Below are 21547 nucleotides of genomic sequence, written 5' to 3'. Positions count from 1 at the left end.
CTCTCGCCAAAGGCCTCTAGGACTTCGACTCGTCCGAGCGCGGATGCGCCTTGTCGTAGACGCGCATGATGCGGGCGAGTTCCAGGTGGGTGTAGCGCTGGGTCGTGCTCAGGCGTTCGTGGCCAAGCAGTTCCTGGACGCTGCGCAGGTCTGCCCCGGACTCGAGCAGGTGGGTGGCGAAGCTGTGGCGCAGCATGTGCGGGTGCGTGTGCTGGGCAATGCCCGCCTCCCTCGCCATAGCGTCGAGGATGCGCGCCGCCTGACGCCGGTCGAGCCTGCCGCCGCGCGCGCCCAGAAAAAAGGCCTGTTCCGCCGGCGCGGTCACGAGCTCGCCCCGGCGCATGGAGTACTCGCGCAGGCGCTTTCTCGCGGCGTCGCTGACGGGCGCGAGGCGCTCCTTGGAGCCCTTACCGAGCACGCGCACGATGCCCTGGGACAGGTCCACGTCATTGACATCAAGTCCCACCGCTTCGCTGACGCGCAGCCCCGAACCGTAGAGCAGCTCGGCCAGGGCCAGGTCGCGGCAGGAGGCGATGGAGCCGTCGGCATGGGGGCTCGCGGCCTTGGGCGAAACGAGCGCCACGGCCTCGTCCACATTGAGCGCCCGGGGCTGGCGCTTTTCCGGCTTGGGATTTTTAAGCCCCGAAAGGGGATCGGCGGCGGCCAGCTTCTTCTGGCGCATGAAGACGTAAAAACCCCGCAATGCCGAGAGTTTGCGGCCCATGGACGTCTTGGCCTCGCGGCGACGGTGCAGTTCGGCGAGAAAGCCCCGGGCCTCCACGCGCGTCACCTCGCCGGGCCGGGCGAGCGTCAGGCCGCTACGGGCGAGATACGCCTCGAACTGGAGCAGATCCTCGCCGTAGGCGGCGATGGTCGCCGGCGCGTAGCCCTTGGCCACGGCGAGATGGTCGAGGTAGGCCGCCACGGTTGCCGGACGGACGGGCGCGGCGGCGTCAGTACTGCCGCTTGTCGAGGACATAGCAGCTCCGGGGATTTTCCTTGGCTTTCTTCTTGAGCGTCATGGCCATCTGGGAGGCCTCGCCGTAGTGCGTCAACCGCCCGTCCCGGTTGAAGATCACGGCGATGGAAATGGCCATGAGCGGAAAGGAACGGCGGTTGCCTTCGCGGTCCACGGACTGGATGAAGCCGCGCTCGCGGTCGTCGGCGTCGTAGAAATGCGGCACGATGTCGTCGAAGCTCCGCACCACGGCCTGGCAGGCCGCTTCCACCTGGTCGACAGGCAGGATGAAGACGAAATCGTCGCCGCCCACGTGTCCGACAAAGGCCTTGGCCCCGCCCACGGCGCGCACGGTGTTGACGATGATGCGCGCCGTCATCATGAGCACCTCGTCGCCCCGGGAAAAGCCGTACTTGTCATTGAAGGACTTGAAATAGTCGAGGTCGGCGTAGGCCAGCGCGAAATCCTCCTTGCGCTCGATGCGCTCCTGGATGCGGCCGATGATGGAGGTGTTGCCCGGCAACTTGGTCAGGGGGTTGGCGTCCAGTGAACGCGAGGCCCGGGCCAGGGTCAGGCTGATGCGGGCGCGCAGCATGGGCGCGGTCAGGGGGCGGGTCAGCAGCTCGTCCACCTCGGCCGCACACCAGTCGATGTCCTCGACGAGCGCCGCCTCGTCCATGACGAAGGCCACGGGCAACTGGCGGTAGACGTTTTCGCTTTTGACCATGGCGACGAGTTCGAGCCCCGGGAGGTCGGCAAGGGCGGCGTCCACCACCAGCAGGTCGGGCGGGTCGATGAAAAGCGTCTCCACGGCCCCGCGACCGCGCGCAAGGGCCATGACCTCGACCTCGGCCGGGGAAAAGGCGACGGCGAAAAGCGCGGCCAACTCCTCTCCGGGGCTGAGGACCATGATTTTTTGGGGCCTGGTGAACAGGCAAAGAGGGCGTTCGGGCATGGGCTCAGGCGAAGGACAGGTCGGCGATCTCCACGAACTGGCCGCATAACTGGTCCAGGAGCTTTTCAAAATCCGCCGGCTTGATCTTGAGGACTTTCAGGGCTTCCGGGCGCAGGTAGGTCACGCCGACGTCGCCGGAAAAGCCGTACTCGAAGGAGCGCACCAGAAAATCGCCCAGATGCACGACGCTCGCCATCTCGGGATACAGCGAAGCAAGATGGGGCTTGTGATGGTAGGAAAGCCCCTCCTTGATGTTGGCCGGCAGCTTCCAGTGGTCGGCGAGCCAGGCGTTGATGCGGTCGTGGCCGAAACCCAGCACCTCGCGTTCGGCTTCGAGGTAGAAAAGGTCGCGCGCGGTGACCACGCGCTCGATTTCGAGCTTGAGGTCGGGCAGTTGCACCGTGGCCACGACCTTGCCGAGGTCGTGGAGCAGCCCGGCCACGGAATATTCCTCGGCGTCCTTGAAGCCGAGCATGCGCGCCGTGGCGCCGCAGGCCATGGCGCAGCCGAGGCTGTGCTCCCACAGCCCGACCATGTTCTCGGTCATGACCTCGAAGACCGAGGTGGACACGATAATCGAACGCAGGACGTTGAACCCGAGCAGCACGAGGGCGTGGCCGATGGAACTGATGCGGCCGGGAAAGCCGTAGACCGGCGAGTTGACCATCTTGAGGACCTTGGCCGAGAGCACCTGGTCCATGCTGATGAGCTTGGCCACCTGTTCGGTGGTGGAATCCGGGCGCTCGACGAGCTTGCTGACCTCGTCGAGAACCTTGGGCAGGGTCGGCAGGTCGCGCACGGCCAGGATGCGGTTCTTGCGCTCGGTGCGCAGGTCCTCGCTCATCGTCCGGCCTCCCTGGCCTTGGCCGGCGCTTCGACCCCTTGCGGCCCTTGGGCGGCCTCGGCTTCGGCTGCTGCCGCGGCGGCGACCTTGGCAGCCTTGGCCGCCTCGACCATGGCCGCGCTGGCCGCGGCCTTCATGCGGAAATAGTGGTCGAGCAGCCGGCGGATCTGGACCATCCACTTGTCGTCGGGAAATTTGCGGAAAAGGTAGTCCAGCCGCTCCAGGCGCTTGTCGAAGGACGAGGAACCGGCCGGCCCGTCCAGGGCCACGGGCTCGCCCTCGACCACGAGGTGGGTCACGCCCATGGAGTCGAAGCGGTCGAGCAGGCTTTCGGAAAGTTCGGAGCCGGCCGCGGCCACGGCGATACCGTCTGGCCGGGCCACGGGCTTGGCCAGGATCATGCCCGGCCGCGCCAGGTCGAGGGGGATTTTCTGCATGGGCTGCCTGTCCTTACGCGTCCCTCGTGTAGTACATGCCCGGCAATTTCCGCACAAGTCCCTTGAGTTCCAAAAGGACCAGGGCGCGGCTTACCGCACCGGATGCGGCGGACAGGCGCGTGGTCAGCGCGTCGATGTGCAGCCGGCCGGACTCGCCGAGCAGGGCGAACACGTCGGCCTCCAGCCCCCCCAGGTCGGAGGCGTCCGGCGGCGGCGCGGACGCTTGCGGCGGCGAGGGCTCTTTCGGGGGGCGAGGCGGCGGCGCGGACGGCGGGGAGCCGCTTGCGGGGCGGGCCGCCGGCCGTACGGCCACGGGCGGCGCGGCCCGGGGCGCGGCCACGAAGCCGGCGAGCTCCCGGGACAGGGCGGCCACGATGTCGTCCGCCGTCTGCACCAGCCGCGCGCCCTGGGCGAGCAGCGCATGGCAGCCGGCGAAGCTCGGCAGATTCACGGGCCCGGGCATGGCGAACACTTCGCGGCCCTGCTCCAGGGCCGCCCGCGCGGTGATGAGGCTGCCCGAACGGGCCGCCGCCTCCACGACCAGGACGCCCAGGGACAGCCCGGCGATGATGCGGTTGCGGATGGGGAAATTCTGCGCCTGGGGCGGCGTGCCGGGCGCGAATTCGCTGACCACCGCGCCGGAGGCGGCAAGCGCGCGCCACACGTCCAGGTTGGCGTCGGGATAGACCAGGTCGAGCCCCGTGCCGCACACGGCAAGGGAACGTCCGGGGCCGGTCAGGCCGCCCAGGTGCGCCTGGCGATCGATGCCGAAGGCCAGCCCCGAAACCACGGTGATGCCGGCCGCGGCCAGCCCGGCGGCGATCTCGTGGGCCTGGGCGAAGCCGTAGCGCGAGCACTGCCTGGCCCCGACCATGGCCACGCACGGCCCGGAGAGCAGGCGCGCGTCGCCGACGACGTAAAGCGCCGCCGGCGGGTCGGGCAGTTCGCGCAGCCGCGCCGGATAGGCGGGATGGAAATAGGGAATGGGGAGCAGGCCCTTTTGGGCCGCCGCCTCCATTTCGCGCCGCGCCGCAGGCGTGGACGCGCCGCGGGCGAGGGCTCCGGCGGCCGCGTCGTCGCAAAGGCCCTGCGGACCGAAGGAACGGACATCGTCCAGGGCGGCCACGGCCGAATCGTAGCGCTCGAAAATGCGCTTCCAGGTCCGGGGGCCGATGCCCGGGGCATGACGCAGGCGCAGGCTGGCTTCGAGTTCGGCCAGAAAGGCCGCATCGCCCGTCCAGCCGACAGGGCCGACCGGTGCGACAGGGGGCGGGGCGACGGCATCCGTGGTCATTTGGGCAGGGTTTGCAGTTTCTGGCGCACCACGGAGGCCAGCTCCGCGTCGGGATAGTCCTTGAGATAACGTTCGAGCGTGACCCGGGCGGCGGGGACGTCGCCGGCCTTTTCCTGGGCCATGGCCATCTTGTACAGGGCATCGGCGGCCTTGCTGTGCCCGGGCCAGCCCTTGGCCACCTTGTCGAAATCCGCCGTGGCCGTCTTGTAATCGCCGGCGGCGTAGGCGCTCTCCCCGATCCAGTAGAGGGCGCTCGGGGCGAGCGGGCTCGTCGGATGGGCCGTCGCGAACGCCTCGAAAGCGGCCTTGGCCGCCTTGGCGTTGCCGTTGATCGCCTGTTGCAGGGCCAGGTTGTATTCTTCTTTCTCGGCCGGGGAAGCGGTTTCGGCCGGGCTTCCCGGACGGCCGCCCTTGCCGGCCTCGGCCTTGGCCGCGGCTGGTGGCGTTTCGGCAGAAGCGGGCGTCGCCGCAGTTTCGGGCGACGGCGTCGGCGCGGCCGTGGCGGACGGCCCGGACGGGGCGGGCGGCGTGGCGGCGCGGTCGGCGGCGATGGCCGCCTCGGGCGTGGCCGGGGCGACACGGCCCATGGCGCGCCGGTCCCTGGGCGGCACGGGCGCGGCTTGCGCCCGCGCGGCGGCGGGGGGCGCTTCGGCGCTGCGCACGGCGGGCGCCGGCATGGGGATGCCGTGCACCGCTTCCGGTCCGGTGGGCGGCGCAGCGGGAGGCTCGGGCCGGGAGGCAACGGGCGGTTCGGGCGGTTGCGCGAGTTGCGGCGGTTGCGCGGGCTCTCCGGCCGGGGCAGGCGGCGTTTCGGCTCCGACCGTCGCGCCGGGGTGGGCGAACCCCACGCCCAGGGCGCTGCCCTGGGGCTCCGTGGCCGCAACGGGCAGGCCCTTGGCCTTGAGCGCCGCGGCCAACGCGCCGACCTGGCGCTGCAACCGGGCCAGGGCGGCCTCGTTTTGCCCTTGCTGACGCTTGAGTTCCTTCAGTTCGTCCTGGGTTTTCTCCAGGTTGGATTCCACGCCCTTGAGGCGAAAGTCATCGCTGCCGCTGCTTGGCGTGCGCAACGTATTGCCCGGCCCGCATGCGCAAAGCAGGCAGGTGAGGCAAAGGACCGCCGCAGTATGGAGCCGTTTTCCCATCATGGACGCCAAGGTGTGGAAGCGTATGCCAACTCTTTCAACTTCCAACGAGATTACGTCAGCGGGCCTGTTTGCGCAAGCCGATTCTCGCTCTCTCGCCGCGCGCGGCCGCTTTGTTGCATCCACGGCCGAATTAGGGCAAAAACCGTCGGCAAGGCGTCCTGCGCCCTTGCCGCCAACCCCGTGGACCCAAGGAGAATGCTCCCCATGCCCGAGGCCACCCGCATCGCCGCTTTCTGGGCGGTCATGATCCTTTGCGCCGCGCATCTCGGCCTGGCACTGGCCGTGGCCGGCGTGCCCACCATCACCGCTGCCGCAGGCCTGGCCAAGGTCAAGCGGCTCAAGATCTTCATCGACAAATTCGGCCAGCAGTCCGCGACCTTCGCCCTGCTCGGGGGGCTGTGGGTTTTCGTGGTCCTGTGCGCCGCCCTGGCCGCCCTTCATGGCCTTGCGCCTGCGGCGGCCCCGTACTTCCTCGCCATCCCCTGGCCCGCCGCCGCCCTTGCCGCGCCTATCCTGGCCGGCGCGGCGGTCTTTTTGAGCTACCGGGGGCTGTGGCAGCGGCTCAAGACGCAAAAAACCCTGCACGGCGGCATCGGCTTCGCCGCCACGGCCTGCCTGTGGCTCGCCTTCTACGCGGGGCTCGCCATGCTGCGCCCCCTGTCCCTGCGCCTGCCCGCCCCGGCGGACGCGCTTTTTCTCCTGCCGCCCGGCAATTCCTTGTTCTGGCGCTTCCTGGCCGAGGGCGTCGCCCTGTCGCTGAGCCTCGCCGGGGCCTACACCGGGGCCTGGCTGGTCTGGCGGCGCAACAAGGACGATTTCGGCCGCGACTATTACAACTTCACCCTGCGCCTCGCGGCCCGCGTGACTTTCGTCGGGCAGGTCCTGGCCCTGGCCGCCATGGGCTGGATCGTGGTGGGGCTGTTGCCGCTCGTGGGCGAACTGTCCGCGCGCCTGAGCATCGCCGTGGCCCTCTACGGCACGGGGAGCCTGCTCACCCTGCTTTTCGCGGCCGTGGTCATGCCCCAGGAAAACGCCCTGCGCCACAAGTTCATGCTCGTCGGGGCCTTCGCCGCATCGATCATGGCCGCAACCGGCCTTTTGGCCGGGCTCACGGCGATCTTTTTCCCCGGAGTCCTGTCCGCCCTGCCCTGACGCGCCACCGCCCCTGCGGCAAAAGCGCTTTTCAGAGCGTGCCCATGCGCAACAGGGAGTCCGTGCGCGCAAGGTCCGCGTAGAGCCGGGGATCCCGCAGGCAACTCCCCAACACCGCCGGACGGACGAGGAAACGGTAGGACGCCAGTACGGGCGGTATCGTTTCCCGGGGCGCTTCGTCCAGGATGCCCCCGCCGCCTTCTCCCAGAGAATGGGCCGGTCGGCCAGGCCAAGGGCCAGGGCCAGCCGGATGTCGTCCACGGCGGCGTCCAGGTCCTCCATCTCCACGAAAAACGCGACATGGTGCAGACGCACGCCTTCGCACAGGCTTTGCGGCAGTTCGAACGCCCGGCAGGCGACGCCGCCGGCCACGGCATGGTTGACGCCGAACCGCGCCGTCTCCGCGCGGAGATCGTCCAGAAAGGCCGTATCGCCCGGGCCGTAAAGCGCCAGCCGGCCGATGTCGTGGAGGATGCCGGCCGTGAAGAGCGCTCCGGCGTCCAGGCCGGGGAAGGCCGGGGCGATGTGGCGCGCGAGCACGGCCGTGGCCCCGAGATGGGGCCAGAGTTCCCGCCGCAGGGGTGCGGCCAGCCCGGCCCTGGCTCCGGCGCTTTCCAGCAGCTCGCTGAAAAGGAGCATGCGCAGGTTGGTCAAACCCATGGTCCCGATGGCCTGCTGCAGGCTCGACACCGAGGCGCGCAGGCCGAAAAGCGGGCTGTTGGCGATTTTGAGGACATGGCCCGTGAGCACGGGATCGGCGGCGATGGCGTCGGCAAGCTGCAGGGCGCTGACGTCAGGGTTCTGCAGGCGGCGCAGCGCCTCGCCGCCGGCGGCTCCCGCCGAAAGGCGCTTGAGTCCCGCGACCAGCTGTGGCGGCAACGGCGGCCCCGGCAGGGCAAAGAGTTCCGGCGCGCCGGGGGCCTCGGCATCCTCCTCGCGAAGCAACGCATCGAGCGCGGCGGCCGATCGCCGGGCCTCGAACTGCTCCGCGCCTCCGTACGCCGCAACGGAGGGAGTCTCGGGCGCATCGGCCCCGAAACCGGCAGGGGCGCGCCACTCGGGAGGCGATTCGCGCTCCCGGCGCAACACCAGCCACAAGACGATCCCGACGCCGAGCGCAACGGCCGCAACAAGCATGATATCTACGGCCATTTCACCCCCCGCCCAGGCGCCCTATGTCGCCCGCGCCGCCTTTGCCTCGCGCCGGCCCAAACGCCGCTTGAGCCAGTCCTGCAGGCCGTCGAGGTAGATGTAGTAGACCGGCGTGAAATAGAGCGTGAGCAACTGCGACACCACGAGCCCGCCCACCACGCAAAGGCCGAGCGGCCGCCGCGCCGCCGCGCCGGCCCCGAACCCCAGGGCGATGGGCAATGTGCCCATGAGCGCCGCCATGGTCGTCATCATGATCGGGCGAAAACGCGTGACCGCGCCGTCGAAGATGGCCTGCCGCGCGGGCAGGCCCTGGCCGCGCTGGGCCTCCAGGGCGAAGTCGATCATCATGATGGCGTTTTTTTTGACGATGCCGATCAGCATGATGATGCCGACGAAGCCGTAGATGTTGAGGTCCATGCCGAAGAGCATGAGCGTGGCCAGCGCGCCGACGCCGGCCGAAGGCAGGCCCGAGAGGATCGTCAGCGGGTGGATGAAGCTCTCGTAGAGGATGCCGAGCACGATGTAGATCACGAGCACGGCCATGCCGAGCAGAAGCGACAGGCCCGTGAGCGAACTCTGGAACGCCTGCGCCTCGCCCTGGAAGCTCGTGTAGAGGGAGCCGGGCAGCTCCCGGCGCGCCAGCTCCTCCACGGCCGCGACCACGTTGCCGAGCGACGCGCCCGGGCGCAGGTTGAAGGAAATGGTCACTGCGGGCGACTGCCCGGAATGGTTCACGGAAAGCGGCCCCACGGCGACTTCGCGTTTAATGAGCGTATCGAGGGGCACGAGCTGGCCGTCGGCGGAGCGCACATAAAGGAGCGCCAACGCCTCGGGATTGGCCTGATACTGCGGGGCCAGCTCCATGATGACCTGGTAGGTGTCGTCGGTGGCGTAGATCGTCGAGATCTGTCTGTTGCCGTAGGACGTGGCCAGGGCGTTTTCAATCTGGTAGGCCGAAATGCCGAGCGCCGAGGCCTTGTCGCGGTCGATGTCGATGCGCAGTTCGGGGTTTTTTATCTGCAAATCCGATGTCACGTCCTGGATGCCGGGGACATCGCGCATTTTCTGTTCAAAGGCGGCCGAGGCCCGGAACAGTTCTTCCGTGTCCGGCCCCTGCAACGTGAACTGGTACTGGCCCTTGCTCGCCCGGCCGCCGATGCGGATGGGCGGCGGGTTTTGCAGGTAGGAGCGCAGCCCCGGCACCTCGGCGAACTCGCGGCGCAACCGCTGCATGACGGCATCCGCGCTGTCCTTGCGTTCGTGCAGGGGCCTCAGGGAAAGCATCATGCGGCCGTTGTTGTTGGTGTTGTTGGGGCCGCCGGAACCGACCACGGACATGAACTCCTCCACATCCGGGTCTTTGAGGAGCACGTCGTTGAGCCGCTTTTGCCGCTCCATCATGGCCGAAAACGCGACGCCTTCCTCGGCTTCGGTGGTGACGAGAAGCTGGCCCGTGTCCTCGCTCGGCAGAAAACCCTTGGGGATGATCCGGAAGAGCCAGACCGTCACGAACAGCAGCGCCACGGAGACGCAAAAGGTCAGAAAATGGTGCCTGAGCACCAGGCGCAGCGTGGTTTCGTAGAAATCGCGCAGGCCGTCGAAACCCCGTTCGACGGCGTTGTAGAGCGCGCCGTGGCGCACGTGCGCGTGGGGCGAAAGCACCAGGTTGCACAGCATGGGGGTGAGCGAGATGGACACGAAGCCGGAGATGAGGATGGCGACCATGATTGTCACGGCGAATTCGTGGAAAAGCCGCCCCACGATGCCGCCCATGAAAAAGACCGGCAGAAAGACGGCGGCGAGCGAGATGGTCATGGAGACGATGGTGAAGCTGATCTCCCGCGAGCCTTCCATGGCCGCGGCCAGGGGCGTTTTGCCCATCTCCATGTGGCGCACGATGTTTTCGAGCATGACGATGGCGTCGTCCACGACGAAGCCGACGGAGAGCGTGAGCGCCATGAGCGAGATGTTGTCGAGGCTGAACCCCAGCACGTACACGGCGGCGAAGGTGCCGACCACGGACATGGGCAGCGCCAGGCTCGGGATGACCGTGGCCGGGATGTTGCGCAGGAAAAGGAAGATGACCATGATCACGAGGCACACCGTGAGCACGAGGGTGAACTTCACGTCGGCCACGGATTCGCGGATGGACACGGAGCGGTCGTAGAGCACCTTGAGCGAGACCGAGGCCGGCAGTTGGGCCTGGAAGCGTGGCAGCAGGCTCTTGACGGCGTCCACCACCTCCACGGTGTTGGTGCCGGGCTGGCGCTGGATGGCGAGCACGAGGCCCGGGGTGCCGGAAAACCAATTGAAGCGCCGGGTCTCCTCCACGGAGTCCGTGACATTGGCGATTTCCGACAACCGCACCGGCGAGCCGTTTCTCCAGGCGACGATGAGCGGCTTGTAGCCCGCGGCCGAGAGCAGCTTGCCGCTCGAGCGCACGGTGTATTCCTTGGACGGGCCGGACACCGTGCCCACGGGCAGGTTGACATTGCCCTTGGCGACCGCCTCGGACGCCTCGTCCACGCCGATGCCCTTGGCGGCCATGGCCTCGGGGTCGAGCTGGATGCGCACGGCGTACTTCTTCGAGCCGTAGACCGAGACCTGCGCCACGCCGGGCACCATGGAGATGCGCTGGGCCATCATGTTCTCGGCGTATTCGTCCACGTCGGACAGGCGCATGACCTCGGAGGAGATGGCGAGGTAGAGGATGGGCGCGTCGGCCGGGTTGACCTTGCGGAAGTACGGCGGCGACGGCAGGTCGTCGGGCAGATCCTTGCCGGCGGTGGTCATGGCCGACTGCACGTCCAGGGCCGCGGCGTCGATGTTGCGGTCGAGGGCGAACTGCAGGGTGATGCGCGTCGAACCCACGGAGTTGATCGACGTCATGGAATCGAGGCCGGCGATGGTGGAGAACTGCTTTTCCAGCGGGTTGGCCACGGCGCTGGCCATGGTCTCGGGGCTGGCCCCGGGCAGGGAGACGCGGACTTCGATGGTGGGGAAATCGACGTTGGGCAGATCCGAAACAGGCAGTTTCAGGTAGGCCATGACGCCGAAGATGAGCAGCGCGGCCATGACCAGGGTGGTCATGACGGGCCGGGTGATGAAAATCGCGGCCGGGTTCACTGCGCCGCCTCCGCCTTGGCCTTGGCCGCGGCGTCCTTTGGCGCGGCCCCGCCCGCCGGCTGCTTGACCTCGGCCCTGGCCCCGGGGGACAGGCGCACCTGGCCGTCCACCACCACCATTTCCCCGGCGGCGAGACCCTTTTCCACGACCGTCTGGTCGTCCACGATGGCCCCGGACGTAATGACGCGCGCGTCCACCACGCCGTCGGGCCCGACCACATACACATAGGGTCCCTTGAGCCCGTCCATGACGGCCCGGGTGGGAATGACCACGGCGTCGGCAATGGTTGCAAGGTTGAGCCCCACGCGCACGAACTGGCCGGGCCAGAGGCGGTGGTCGGCGTTTTGGGAAATGGCCTTGAGACGGATGGAGCCGGTCTTGGAATCCACGGCGTTGTCCACCGAGGCAAGCGCGGCGGACACGGGCGGGAAGCTCTCCTCGCCGGCTGCGGTGGCCGTCACGGTCAGCCCGCCCTTGGCCACCTGGGCGCGGATGGCCGGCAGGTAGCGCTCGGGCACGGAAAAGGAGATGAAGATGGGGCTTATCTGATTGATGACGCACATGACCCGGTCGTCGTTGGCCTTGACCACATTGCCGACGGTCAGCAGCACGGACCCGACCCGGCCGGCGATTGGGGCGCGGATGTCGGTGTATTCGAGGTCCAGGCGGGAGCGGGCCAGGTTCGCCTCGTTGAGGCGGATGGTGCCTTCCAGGGTCTTGGCCTGGGAGTAGGTCTCGTCATACTGGCCTTGGGCCACGACGTTTTTGGCCTTGAGTTCGGCGTAGCGCTTGAGGTCTTCCTCGGCTTTGACGAGCAGGGCCTTGTCGCGGTCGAGCTTGGCCAGGGATTCGCGGATGGCCAGTTCGTACGGCCGGGGGTCGATGCGGAAAAGCAGGTCGCCCTTGGCCACGTCGGCCCCGTCGCGCACGAGCTGGGCGACGATGGCCCCGCCCACCTGCGGCTTGACCGCGACCGAGGCGATGGGCTCGACATTGCCCACGGCGCGCACGACCAGCGGCAGGGTTTCGGTTTTCGCCGGCACGGCCACGACCGGCACGGGACGGGCGGCACCCTTGCGGCCCTTGTCGCCGCTTTCGCCGCAGGACCAGAGCACAAACGCGGAAAGCGCCAGGACGACGGCGCGCGTAAACGACATGCGGCTCACGAGGCGTCTCCACTTCCGGATACAAGGTTCGGGGGTCGGTAGTCCCGGCCGCCCGCGCAACCGAGGGCGGCCAGGGAAAACCGGACAATATGCAGGGCCACGGCGTCCACGCCGCCCTGGCCGGGATCGCAGTCGGGATAGAGGCGGGAGAGCACCGGCCGGTCCAGGACGAAATGGCGGCACTGGCCGACGATGCTCTGGGAATGGCGCGCCACGGCGAGCGGATCGGCGTCCGGGCCCAGCAGTTCGGCCACGATACCCCACAAGACCACGTTCGCCGGAGCCAGGCAGCGCTCCACGACAAGGGTCAGGTTTGGCGACGGCTCGGCCATTTCCCGGGCCATGAGCCGCGAGAGCCAGGCATGGCGGCTCTTGTCCTCGAGGCGCAGCAGCAGGGCGCGGACGTAAGCGTAAAGCCGCGCCTTGGCGTCGGCACCGGGCGCAAGACCCAGGTCCGGCGGGAAGCGGCGGCTCGCCTCGCGGTGGGCGTGCTCGAGCACGGCCTGGTAGAGGCGGTCCTTGCTGCCGAAATGGTAGTGGATGGCGGCCAGATTGGCCTTGGCCAACTTGGTGATCTCGCGGACCGTGGCGGCCTGGTAGCCCTTGCTGGAGAAGATTTCACCGGCGGCGTCGAGAAGCCGCATCCGGGTTTCGTCCTCGCGACCGTTGCCCGTCATCAGACCGCCTTTCGCGAACGCGTTCAAAGTGAATTTATGGACGATCCCCAGACCGGTCAATACTTTCCCGGGAGGAGCGCCGACGGTTACGCCTTTGTCATCCTTTTTTCCGACATGCGTTGACCTTGCCGCCGAAACATCCTAGCCCGGATCATCCTTGCGGCAAACCCCAACGAAGGAGCAATGCCCATGGCAGACGGCATCGTCAACGTGGTGGCCAAATTCGTGGCCAAGCCCGGAAAAGAGGCGGAACTCAAAACCGCCCTGACGGCCCTCGTCGCGCCCACGCAAAAAGACCCCGGCTACATCGCCTACGACCTCTACGAGGCCGCGGCGCGCCCCGGGGAATTCGTCCTGATCGAGGCCTGGCAGAGCAAGGAACTGCTGGCCAGCCACCTCGACACCCCGCACTTAAACGGCTTCAAGGCCAAGGCGTCCGAACTCCTGGCCGAACCCATGAGCGTCAAGCTCTTCGCCGAGATGCCCGGTTTCTAGGGCGACCCGCCCCTCCGGCGGCCCGCCGCAAACCGGGCCGCCGGATGACCAGGCGACATCCCCGCGGAAACGACCCATGGCGCGAAACATCGAGATCAAGGCCCGCATCCCGAGCGTGGAGGCGCTGCTCGGCCCCGCCCGGGCGCTCGCCGACGGGCCGCCGGTGGAAATTCTCCAGGACGACACTTTTTTCACCTGCCGGGACGGCCGGCTCAAGCTGCGCGTGCTCGGCGACGGCACGGGCCAGCTCATTCACTATACCCGCCCCGACACGACCGGCCCCAAGCAAAGCGACTACACCATTTTCGAAACGCCCGACCCGGCCACGCTGCGCGAGGTGCTGGCGCAGGCGCTCGGCGTCACGGGACGGGTGATCAAGCGCCGCCTGCTCCTGCTTTGCGGCCAGACGCGCATCCATCTGGATCGCGTTACGGGGCTCGGCGATTTCCTGGAACTGGAAGTGCTGCTGCGGGAAGGCCAGAGCGCGGCGCAGGGCGAAGCCATCGCCGAAGGCCTCTGCGCCCGGCTGGGCCTCGACCCGGACGCGCGCATCGCCGGCGCCTACCGCGACCTGCTCGCGGCCGCCGGGACGACGCCGTAGCTGTGAAGGGAGAGGAAGAAAGAAATGCCTCCGGCGGCCAGGAGGGGCACTGCCCCTCCTGGACCTCCCGAAAGGGGGGACGGCGGCGCGTGTAGTGAGTGAGCCGCGCCCCGCAGGCCGACGTAGGGAAATGCGGCGCTAGGCCTTGTTCGCCGCCGGCAGGCGCACGAAAAACATGGTTCCCGAAGCCGCGTCGCTCGTAAAGCCGACTTCGCCGTCGAGGTAGTTCTCGGCGAAAAGCTTCATGCCGTAGGTGCCAAGGCCCCGGCCCACGCCCTTGGTGGAAAAGGCGCGACGGAAAATCTGCGGCCGGGCTTCGTCAGGCACGAGCCCGGGATTGCGCACCCAAAACCGCACGAATCCGCCATCCTGGTCGCAGCCGACCGTGACCGTCTCGCCGGCCTTGGTGGCCTCCAGGGCGTTTTTTTGCATGTTGACCAGGATGCGCGTGACGAGCTTGCGGTCCGAGATGAAAAAGACGTCGGCGCTGTCGCCGTCGATGACGAGGTTCTTGCCCCGGGCGGAAGGCTCGCGGCGCATGAGTCCGGTGACGTCGGATAAAAGCGACAGCGTGCCCATTTTGTTGGACGCGACGTCGTACTCGCCGTGCTCGGCCAGGCTGAAGTCGCGCTGCGACAGGATGAGGTCGTTGATGCGCTCGGCGGCGAAAGTGAGCAGTTCCAGCTCGGCGTTGCGCGCGCACTCCTCTTCCTCGCGCATCAGCTCGCAGATGCCGCGCATGCCCGAGACCATGTTGAGGATGTCGTGGTAGAAGATGCGCTCCATGAGCGCCAGACGCTTCTCGGCCCGGATGTCGGTGAGGATGGCGGCGTGAAACGACTCCCCGCCATAGGCCATGGCCCAGATCCAGATGCGGAAATCCAGGCTCTCCAGCTTGTTGTTCCCCTGGCGCGCCACGGAGCATTCGCCGTGGGTCATGCCCGGCTGGGTCAGGGACGCAAGCAGCGCCTTGGCCATGCCGCACGAACGGCACAATTCGCTCGTGCCGCAGCCTCCCACCTCCAGGCCCGCGCCCAGGCACGACAAGGCTTCGCCAAGACGCTTGCCCACGAGCAGCGCGCTTTCGCACTCCAGGGACGCAAGCTCACGAAACTTTTCGTTGGAATAGACAATCTGGCGCGCGCTGTTGCACACCGCGACGCCGAGCGGCAGGCGATCGAGCACGCCCGCCGCCGGGCTCGCGGCGAAAAGCGACGCCTGACGCTTCACGGTATCCAAAGGCAGGCGCTCGGCCGGCAACAAGGGTACGAATCCGGCGTTCACAAACGAAACCTCCCGGCAAAAACGCAGCCCCGGATTCATAGCGCATGGGTATGCGACCCGTAAACCTCTTTCAGGCGGCAAGCCCCGTCGCGGCAAGGCCGAAGCAGCCGAGGCAATCCCCCGCGCCGCGCCGCGCCTCGCGCACTCCGGGCAGGGCCCCCAGTTCGACCAGCAGCCGCGGGATGCGTCCGTCGTCGGGAAGGGCGACGAGCAGCCGCCCTTCCCCGTCCGTGCCCGGCAGGCACAACAGTCCGAGCAGCGCATGGGAACGCCTGGCCAGGCAGGCGGCCACATGGCGCACGGCATCCATGGCGTCCGTGGCGAAAAGTTCCAACACGGCCCCGGCCGCGGCTCCGCTCGGTTGCGCGCTACGCTTTTGCATGGCTTCCCTCCAGGATCATTTCGTTGTTGGCGGCGCCGGGCGGCACCATGGGATAGACGTGGGCGTCGGGGTCCACGGCCAGGCGCACCAGGGCCGGGCCGGGCGCGCGCAAGGCGGCGGCCAGCGCGCCCCGGGCATCGCGGCAATGATCGAGGTCCACGCAGGCCATGCCGAACGCCGCGGCCAGGGCCGGAAAATCGGGCCGGGCCCCGAACGTCGAGGCGGTGTAGCGGCCCCCCACGAAAAACGCCTGCTGCTGCCGCACGAGCCCGAGCACGCCGTTGTCCATGAGCAGGATCTTGACCGGCAGCCCGAGCTCGGCAAGCGTCGCCATTTCCTGGATGTTCATGAGCAGTCCGCCGTCGCCCGTGACGCAGGCGACCGGCGTGCCCGGCGCGGCGAGCGCCGCGCCGATGGCCGCAGGCAACCCGAAGCCCATGGTGCCAAGCCCCCCGGAGGTGAGGAACCTCCCGGGCCTGCGGCAGGGCCAGACCTGGGCCGCGCGCATCTGGTTCTGGCCCACGTCCGTGGTCACGAGGGCGTCGGGGCCAAGCAGTTCCGCCGCCGCCACCAGCATGCCGTACGGGCTTTTCGGATCGCCAAGCCCCGGCGGCAGAAAGGCGTGCTCGCGCCGCAGGGCCGCGCGATGGCCGTCCCAGTCGGGCCGCCGCCGCGCCGGCACCAGCGGCAGCAAGGCGTCCAGCACCCGCGCCGCATCGCCGGCCAGGGCCACGTGGGCGCGGCGGTTCTTGTGGTGTTCGGCCGGGTCGATGTCGATGTGCACCACCGCCGCGCCGGGGCAGAAACGCTTGGCGTCGCCCGTGGCCCGGTCGTCGAAACGCGCGCCGATGGCCACGAGCAGATCGCAGCCGTCAAGCGCATGGTTGACCGCCGGCCGGCCGTGCATGCCCACCATGCCGGCGTTTCGCGGATGGTCGTGGGGCAAAAGCCCAAGGCCCATCAGCGTCGTCACCACGGGCGCGTCGAGCGCCTCGGCAAGCGCGAGCACAGCCGCACCCGCGCCGCCGCGCGCCGCGCCGCCGCCGCACAAAAGCACCGGCCGCTCGCTGCCCGCCAGCAGCGCCGCCGCCTTGGCCAGTTCCGCCGGATGCGGCATGGACGACGCCTCGGTCCGCGCCGGCTCAGGCCAGGCCTCGAGCGTCACCGCCTCGGTCTGCACGTCACGCGGCACGTCGATGACCACCGGTCCCGGCCGCCCCGACGCCGCGATGCGAAACGCCTCGGTCATCATGCGCGGCAGATCCGACGCCCGGCGCGCCAGCATGTTGTGTTTGGCGATGGGGATCGTCAGGCCGTACACATCCACTTCCTGGAAGGCGTCCGTGCCGATCAGCCCGCGCGGCACCTGGCCCGTGATGCACACCAACGGCACGGAATCGGCCTTGGCGTCGGCGATGGCCGTCAGCAGGTTCATCGCGCCGGGGCCCGACGTGGCCAGACAGACCTGCGGCCTGCCCGTCACCCGGGCCATGCCCTGGCTGATGAACCCCGCCCCCTGCTCGTGGCGGGCCAGCACGATGCGGACGGGGGTTTCGGCAATGGCGTCGAAAAGCGGCAGGTTGGCCCCGCCCGGGATGCCCGTCACCACATCGATGCCATGGCGCACGATGCTCTGCGCGATGATGCGCGCTCCGGTCGTCTCAATCATGGCTGACCTCCGTCAGTGTGCCCCGGACGCGCGGCGGAGAACGCAAAAAGCCCCCGCCGGCGCGCCGGCGGGGGCTTTGAAAAATTCTAAACTAAAGAATCCCCGCTAAGGCGCCGCTATGGCGACGCCTACTACGACCGCGCTCTTCGCGAAGGACAGGGATAGCATGGCGCTGGTCATGGAAGCAGGCATGGCAAGGATTCCTCCGAAGTTCTCTGACGTGAAAATTACCGGGGGCCAGGGTGGTTGTCAAGGGGAAGATGCCTCCGAGGAAGAGGCTTCCGGCGGCCGGGGGGGGGTCCTCCCCCCCCCCCCCCCCCCCCCGGGGGGGGGGGGGGGGGGGGGGGGGGGGGGGGGGGGGCGGGCGGGAGTGCGCGGTCCCCTTTAGGCGCGCCGGGCGGCCTTGGCCGCCAGGAACCGCGCCATGGGCGGGGCGAGCAGGGTCACGAGAAAAAAGCGCACCGTCTGCAAGGTCATGACGAAGGAGAGGTCCACGGGGCTCGTGGCGGCGATGATGGCCACGGTGTCCATGCCGCCCGGGCAGGTAGCGAGATAGGCGGTGAGCGCGCCAACGCCGGCGAAACGGACCACGATCCAAGCGAGCAGGCCGCAAAAGGCCATGAGCGCCAGAATGCTGGCGAGGATGGCCGGCAGGGAACGCGCGGCGTGGAAGGCCACGCGCCGGGTGAACCCCAGGCCGATGCGCCAGCCGATGGCGGCGTAGGTCGCGGCGAGCAGCCAGGCCGGCACGTCGGCGACGGCGAGGCCGGACAGGTGCAGCGCGCCGCCGACGAACATCGGCGCGAGCATGGCCCCGGAAGGGATGCGGGTCTTCAGCCCCACCCATGCGCCAAGCGCCACGAGTCCGAGCGTGGGCAGGGTCGTGTCCCAGACCGGGGCCGGGAACCAGACCGCCTCCACCCACACGGGTTCGCCGCCCTGCCAGAAATGCGCGACCAGCGACGCGGCCAGGGCCACGCAGATGACGCGCAGGTACTGCATGAAGGCGACCAGGCGCACGTCCGCGCCGTTGGCCTCGGCCATGACGACCATGGCCGTGGCCCCGCCGGGCGAGGTGCCCCAGATGCCCGTGGTCTCGGGCATGACGCGGTGGCGGTAGAGCAGCCAGCCGAGCGCGCCGCTTGCCGCGATGGTGGCCAGGACCACGGCCAGGAAAAGCGGCCAGCCCCGGGCGAAGGACGGCACGATGTCCGGCGTGGCGGCCCGGGAGATGTAGCAGCCGACCACGGCCTGGGCCAGGATGTAGGGAGGACGCGGCAAGGAGATGCCGCCGCCGGAAAGCGCGACGCCGATGCCTGCGAGCATCGGCCCGACGAGAAGCGCCGCCGGCAGGTGCAGGTGCCACAAGCCGGCCGTAAAAAAAAGCGTGGCGACCGTCAACGCCAGCCAGGGCCAGCTTCTCGCGGTCATCCACGTTCTCCATGGCCCTTGCGGCCGCCTAGAATGCTTTCCCCTTTCGGGAGGTCCAGGAGGGGCCGCTGCCCCTCCTGGCCGCCGGAGGCATCTTGCCCCCGCCGTCTCTATCGCACCAAATTGCCGATGCGGCTCCAGCGGATGTCGGCGGGGCCGTCCCAGGACCAGTAGATGACCCAGGCCTTGCCGCGGATCTTGTCCTTGTCCACGAAGCCCCAGAAACGAGAGTCGTAGGATTCGTCGCGGTTGTCGCCCATGGCGAAGTACTTGCCCGGCGGCACGGTGATGGGGCCGAAGTTGTCGCGGCGCGCCTGGATGTTGGGGTCGGTGTGCTTGACGTAGGGCTCGTCGAGCTTTTGCCCGTTGCGGTAGACGACCTTGTCCTTCATCTCCAGCACGTCGCCGGGCGCGCCGATGATGCGCTTGATGAAGTCCTTGGAGGTGTCCTCGGGAAACTCGAAGACGATGACGTCGCCGTCGGCCGGCTCCTCGATGGGCAAAATCACCTTGTCGGTGAAGGGGATGCGGGTGCCATAGAGGAACTTGTTGACCAACAGGTGGTCGCCGATCAGCAGCGTGTCGAGCATGGAGCCCGAGGGAATCTTGAAGGCCTGGACCACGAAGGTACGGATGACGAAGGCGAGCACCAGGGCGACGGCCAGGGCCTCCAGATATTCCAGCAGCATTTTTTGCCATCTCGGATTCATGGGCGTGGTTTCCTTGTCGTTTGGATCGGCCGGACGGCGTGGCGCGGGGGTCCGCGCGGGGCGCGGCCGTGGCGGCGGGTTGGGAGTTGGCGAAACGGGGCGGCTAGTCGTCCCCGGCCTTGAGCGCCGCGAGAAAGGCTTCCTGGGGCAGTTCGACGTTGCCCATGCGCTTCATGCGCTTCTTGCCTTCCTTCTGCTTTTCCAGGAGTTTGCGCTTGCGCGTGATGTCGCCGCCGTAGCATTTGGCGGTGACGTTCTTGCCCATGGGCGCGTTGCGCTCCCGGGCGATGATTTTCGTGCCGATGGCGGCCTGGATGATCACTTCGAAGAGCTGGCGCGGGATGACGCGCTTGAGCTTGAGGGCCAGGGCGCGGCCGTAATGGTAGGCGTTGTCGCGGTGCACGATGACGGCCAGCGCGTCCACGGGATCGCCGTTGATCATGATGTCGAGCTTGACGAGGTCCGAGGCGCGGTAGTCGATGATCTCGTAGTCGAGGGAGGCGTAGCCGCGCGTGGCGGACTTGAGCCGGTCGAAGAAGTCGTAGACGATCTCGGAAAACGGCAGTTCGTAGGTAATGATGACGCGCGTGGCGGTCAGGTAGCGCACGTCCTTCTGGATGCCGCGCTTTTCCTCGCACAGCTTGAACACGCCGCCGACGTACTCGTTGGGGGTGTGGATCTCGAGGCGCGCATAGGGTTCGTAGAGCGCGACGATCTCCTGCGTCTTCGGCAGCTTGCTCGGATTGTCGATGGAAATGGTCTTCCCGGCGAGCGTCTCGACCTTGTAGATGACCGAGGGCGCGGTGGCGATGAGGTTGGCCCCGAATTCCCGCTCCAGACGCTCCTGGATGATCTCCATGTGGAGCAGGCCCAGAAAGCCGCAGCGGAAGCCGAACCCCAGCGCCTGGGAGGTCTCGGGCTCGTAGGTGAAGGCGGCGTCGTTTAAGCGCAACTTCTCCAGGGCGGTTTTCAAAACCTCGTATTCGGCGGCGTCCACCGGGTAGAGGCCGCAAAAGACCATGGGCTTGATTTCCTTGAAGCCCGGCAGGGCCTCGGCGGCGGGCGACTCGGCGGACGTGACGGTGTCACCCACGCGGGCGTCGGTCAGGGTCTTGATGTTGGCGCACAGGAAACCGGCCTCGCCCGGGCCGAAGGAGGCGATATCCACGGGGCCGGGGGAAAAGGCGCCCAGGCGGATGACCTCGAATTCCACGCCGTTGGACATCATGCGGATGCGCTGTCCCAGCCGCACCGTGCCGTCCATGACCCGGAAAAGGACCACCACGCCCTGGTAGGAGTCGTAGTAGGAATCGACGATCAGGGCCTTGAGCGGCGCGTCAGCGTGCCCCTTGGGCGGGGGAATCTTCGCGATGATCTGTTCGAGCACGGCCCCGACGTTGATCCCGGTCTTGGCCGAGACGGACACGGCGTCGGCGCAGGGCAGGCCGATGGCCTCCTCGATTTCGGCCTTGACCGCTTCGGGATCGGCGCTCGGCAGGTCGATCTTGTTGAGGACCGGGATGATCTCGAGGTCGTTGTCCAGGGCGAGAAAGACGTTGGCGAGCGTCTGCGCCTCCACGCCCTGCGTGGCGTCGACCACGAGCAACGCGCCCTCGCAGGCGGCGAGGCTGCGCGAGACCTCGTAGGAGAAGTCCACGTGGCCCGGGGTGTCGATCAAATTTAAAATGTATTCGCGTCCGTCGGCAGCCTTATAAGGAATGCGGACGGTCTGCGCCTTGATGGTGATGCCGCGTTCGCGTTCGAGATCCATGCGGTCGAGGTACTGCTCGCGCATCTCACGGGCGGTGATGACGCCGGTCAGTTCGAGGATGCGATCGGCGAGCGTCGACTTGCCGTGGTCGATATGGGCGATGATGCTGAAATTTCTGATGCGAGAGATATCCATTCGTGGGGGAGCCTTTGGCGAAACGCCGCTTGGAGTCGGCAACGCACATAATGGAAGGAAGCGCCGAGGTCAATGCGAGGCGTCGCGCGGCGGGGCCGGACACGAAAATCGCCCCGTGGAGCGGCGGGCGGGGGACAATTTCGTGGGGTTTGATACATTTTTC

The 21547-nt window shown here is 68.1% G+C and carries 18 protein-coding genes and 1 pseudogene; 3 read left to right on the top strand and 16 right to left on the bottom strand.

Annotated features, from left to right (window positions below):
• Window positions 1–16: 16 nt before the first annotated feature.
• From Q368_RS0104400 to ybgF, 6 genes are read right to left on the bottom strand one after another with little or no spacing between them, the layout of a single operon-like run.
• The gene (locus Q368_RS0104400; RefSeq protein WP_029457614.1) at window positions 17–979 is read right to left on the bottom strand and encodes a tyrosine recombinase; all 963 of its coding nucleotides are present in this window, start codon (window positions 977–979) and stop codon (window positions 17–19) included.
• A complete protein-coding gene (locus Q368_RS0104395; protein ID WP_029457613.1) occupies window positions 954–1913 on the bottom strand; it encodes a GGDEF domain-containing protein in 960 nt (319 codons plus the stop codon). Before Q368_RS0104395 ends, Q368_RS0104400 begins: the two co-directional genes overlap by 26 nt.
• 4 nt (window positions 1914–1917) lie before the next feature.
• The gene (locus Q368_RS0104390; protein ID WP_029457611.1) at window positions 1918–2757 is read right to left on the bottom strand and encodes an HDOD domain-containing protein; all 840 of its coding nucleotides are present in this window, start codon (window positions 2755–2757) and stop codon (window positions 1918–1920) included.
• The gene (locus tag Q368_RS0104385; protein ID WP_029457610.1) at window positions 2754–3194 is read right to left on the bottom strand and encodes a hypothetical protein; all 441 of its coding nucleotides are present in this window, start codon (window positions 3192–3194) and stop codon (window positions 2754–2756) included. Before Q368_RS0104385 ends, Q368_RS0104390 begins: the two co-directional genes overlap by 4 nt.
• Window positions 3195–3207: 13 nt before the next feature.
• Window positions 3208–4488: a DNA-processing protein DprA gene (dprA, locus tag Q368_RS0104380; RefSeq protein ID WP_029457608.1), complete on the bottom strand. Its 1281-nt coding sequence runs from the start codon at window positions 4486–4488 to the stop codon at window positions 3208–3210.
• On the bottom strand, window positions 4485–5630 hold the full coding sequence (gene ybgF, locus Q368_RS0104375) for a tol-pal system protein YbgF (protein WP_043785142.1): 1146 nt from the start codon (window positions 5628–5630) through the stop codon (window positions 4485–4487). The genes dprA and ybgF overlap by 4 nt, the downstream gene beginning before the upstream one ends.
• Window positions 5631–5837: 207 nt before the next feature.
• Here ybgF and Q368_RS0104365 point away from each other — a divergent pair, with 207 nt between their 5' ends.
• A complete protein-coding gene (locus Q368_RS0104365; protein ID WP_029457605.1) occupies window positions 5838–6785 on the top strand; it encodes a hypothetical protein in 948 nt (315 codons plus the stop codon).
• Window positions 6786–7082: 297 nt separating this feature from the next.
• Here the strand turns inward: Q368_RS0104365 and Q368_RS27375 are convergent.
• The 4 genes and pseudogenes from Q368_RS27375 to Q368_RS0104350 form a co-directional block, all read right to left on the bottom strand.
• Window positions 7083–7922 (bottom strand): annotated as a pseudogene (locus Q368_RS27375) (HDOD domain-containing protein); the annotation flags it as partial.
• A 36-nt stretch (window positions 7923–7958) separates the two neighbouring features.
• Complete coding sequence (locus Q368_RS0104360; protein ID WP_029457603.1) at window positions 7959–11063, bottom strand: efflux RND transporter permease subunit; 3105 nt, start codon at window positions 11061–11063, stop codon at window positions 7959–7961.
• A complete protein-coding gene (locus tag Q368_RS0104355) occupies window positions 11060–12220 on the bottom strand; it encodes an efflux RND transporter periplasmic adaptor subunit (protein WP_245611292.1) in 1161 nt (386 codons plus the stop codon). The genes Q368_RS0104360 and Q368_RS0104355 overlap by 4 nt, the downstream gene beginning before the upstream one ends.
• Window positions 12221–12225: 5 nt before the next feature.
• A complete protein-coding gene (locus Q368_RS0104350; protein ID WP_029457599.1) occupies window positions 12226–12906 on the bottom strand; it encodes a CerR family C-terminal domain-containing protein in 681 nt (226 codons plus the stop codon).
• 189 nt (window positions 12907–13095) lie between these two features.
• Between Q368_RS0104350 and Q368_RS0104345 the strand changes: the two genes are divergently transcribed.
• The gene (locus Q368_RS0104345) at window positions 13096–13401 is read left to right on the top strand and encodes a putative quinol monooxygenase (RefSeq protein ID WP_029457597.1); all 306 of its coding nucleotides are present in this window, start codon (window positions 13096–13098) and stop codon (window positions 13399–13401) included.
• 76 nt (window positions 13402–13477) lie between these two features.
• Window positions 13478–14002: a class IV adenylate cyclase gene (locus Q368_RS0104340; RefSeq protein WP_029457595.1), complete on the top strand. Its 525-nt coding sequence runs from the start codon at window positions 13478–13480 to the stop codon at window positions 14000–14002.
• A gap of 138 nt (window positions 14003–14140) precedes the next feature.
• Here the strand turns inward: Q368_RS0104340 and Q368_RS0104335 are convergent, their stop codons facing one another.
• The 6 genes from Q368_RS0104335 to lepA form a co-directional block, all read right to left on the bottom strand.
• Window positions 14141–15286 (bottom strand): sensor histidine kinase, encoded by a 1146-nt coding sequence (locus Q368_RS0104335; RefSeq protein ID WP_029457593.1) that lies wholly within the window; start codon window positions 15284–15286, stop codon window positions 14141–14143.
• Window positions 15287–15356: 70 nt separating this feature from the next.
• Window positions 15357–15668: an ACT domain-containing protein gene (locus Q368_RS0104330; protein ID WP_029457591.1), complete on the bottom strand. Its 312-nt coding sequence runs from the start codon at window positions 15666–15668 to the stop codon at window positions 15357–15359.
• A complete protein-coding gene (ilvB, locus tag Q368_RS0104325; protein ID WP_029457590.1) occupies window positions 15655–17337 on the bottom strand; it encodes a biosynthetic-type acetolactate synthase large subunit in 1683 nt (560 codons plus the stop codon). Before ilvB ends, Q368_RS0104330 begins: the two co-directional genes overlap by 14 nt.
• Before the next feature lie 384 nt (window positions 17338–17721).
• On the bottom strand, window positions 17722–18768 hold the full coding sequence (locus Q368_RS0104315; RefSeq protein ID WP_029457586.1) for an AbrB family transcriptional regulator: 1047 nt from the start codon (window positions 18766–18768) through the stop codon (window positions 17722–17724).
• A 110-nt stretch (window positions 18769–18878) separates the two neighbouring features.
• Window positions 18879–19478 (bottom strand): signal peptidase I, encoded by a 600-nt coding sequence (gene lepB / locus Q368_RS0104310; protein WP_029457585.1) that lies wholly within the window; start codon window positions 19476–19478, stop codon window positions 18879–18881.
• Window positions 19479–19581: 103 nt separating this feature from the next.
• Window positions 19582–21384: a translation elongation factor 4 gene (gene lepA, locus Q368_RS0104305; RefSeq protein ID WP_029457583.1), complete on the bottom strand. Its 1803-nt coding sequence runs from the start codon at window positions 21382–21384 to the stop codon at window positions 19582–19584.
• Window positions 21385–21547 lie beyond the last annotated feature (163 nt).

Source organism: Solidesulfovibrio alcoholivorans DSM 5433 (assembly GCF_000702665.1).
Lineage (GTDB): Bacteria > Desulfobacterota > Desulfovibrionia > Desulfovibrionales > Desulfovibrionaceae > Solidesulfovibrio > Solidesulfovibrio alcoholivorans.
The sequence above is the reverse complement of the archived record's forward strand: the minus strand, read 5'-3'. Positions and strand labels throughout refer to the sequence as shown.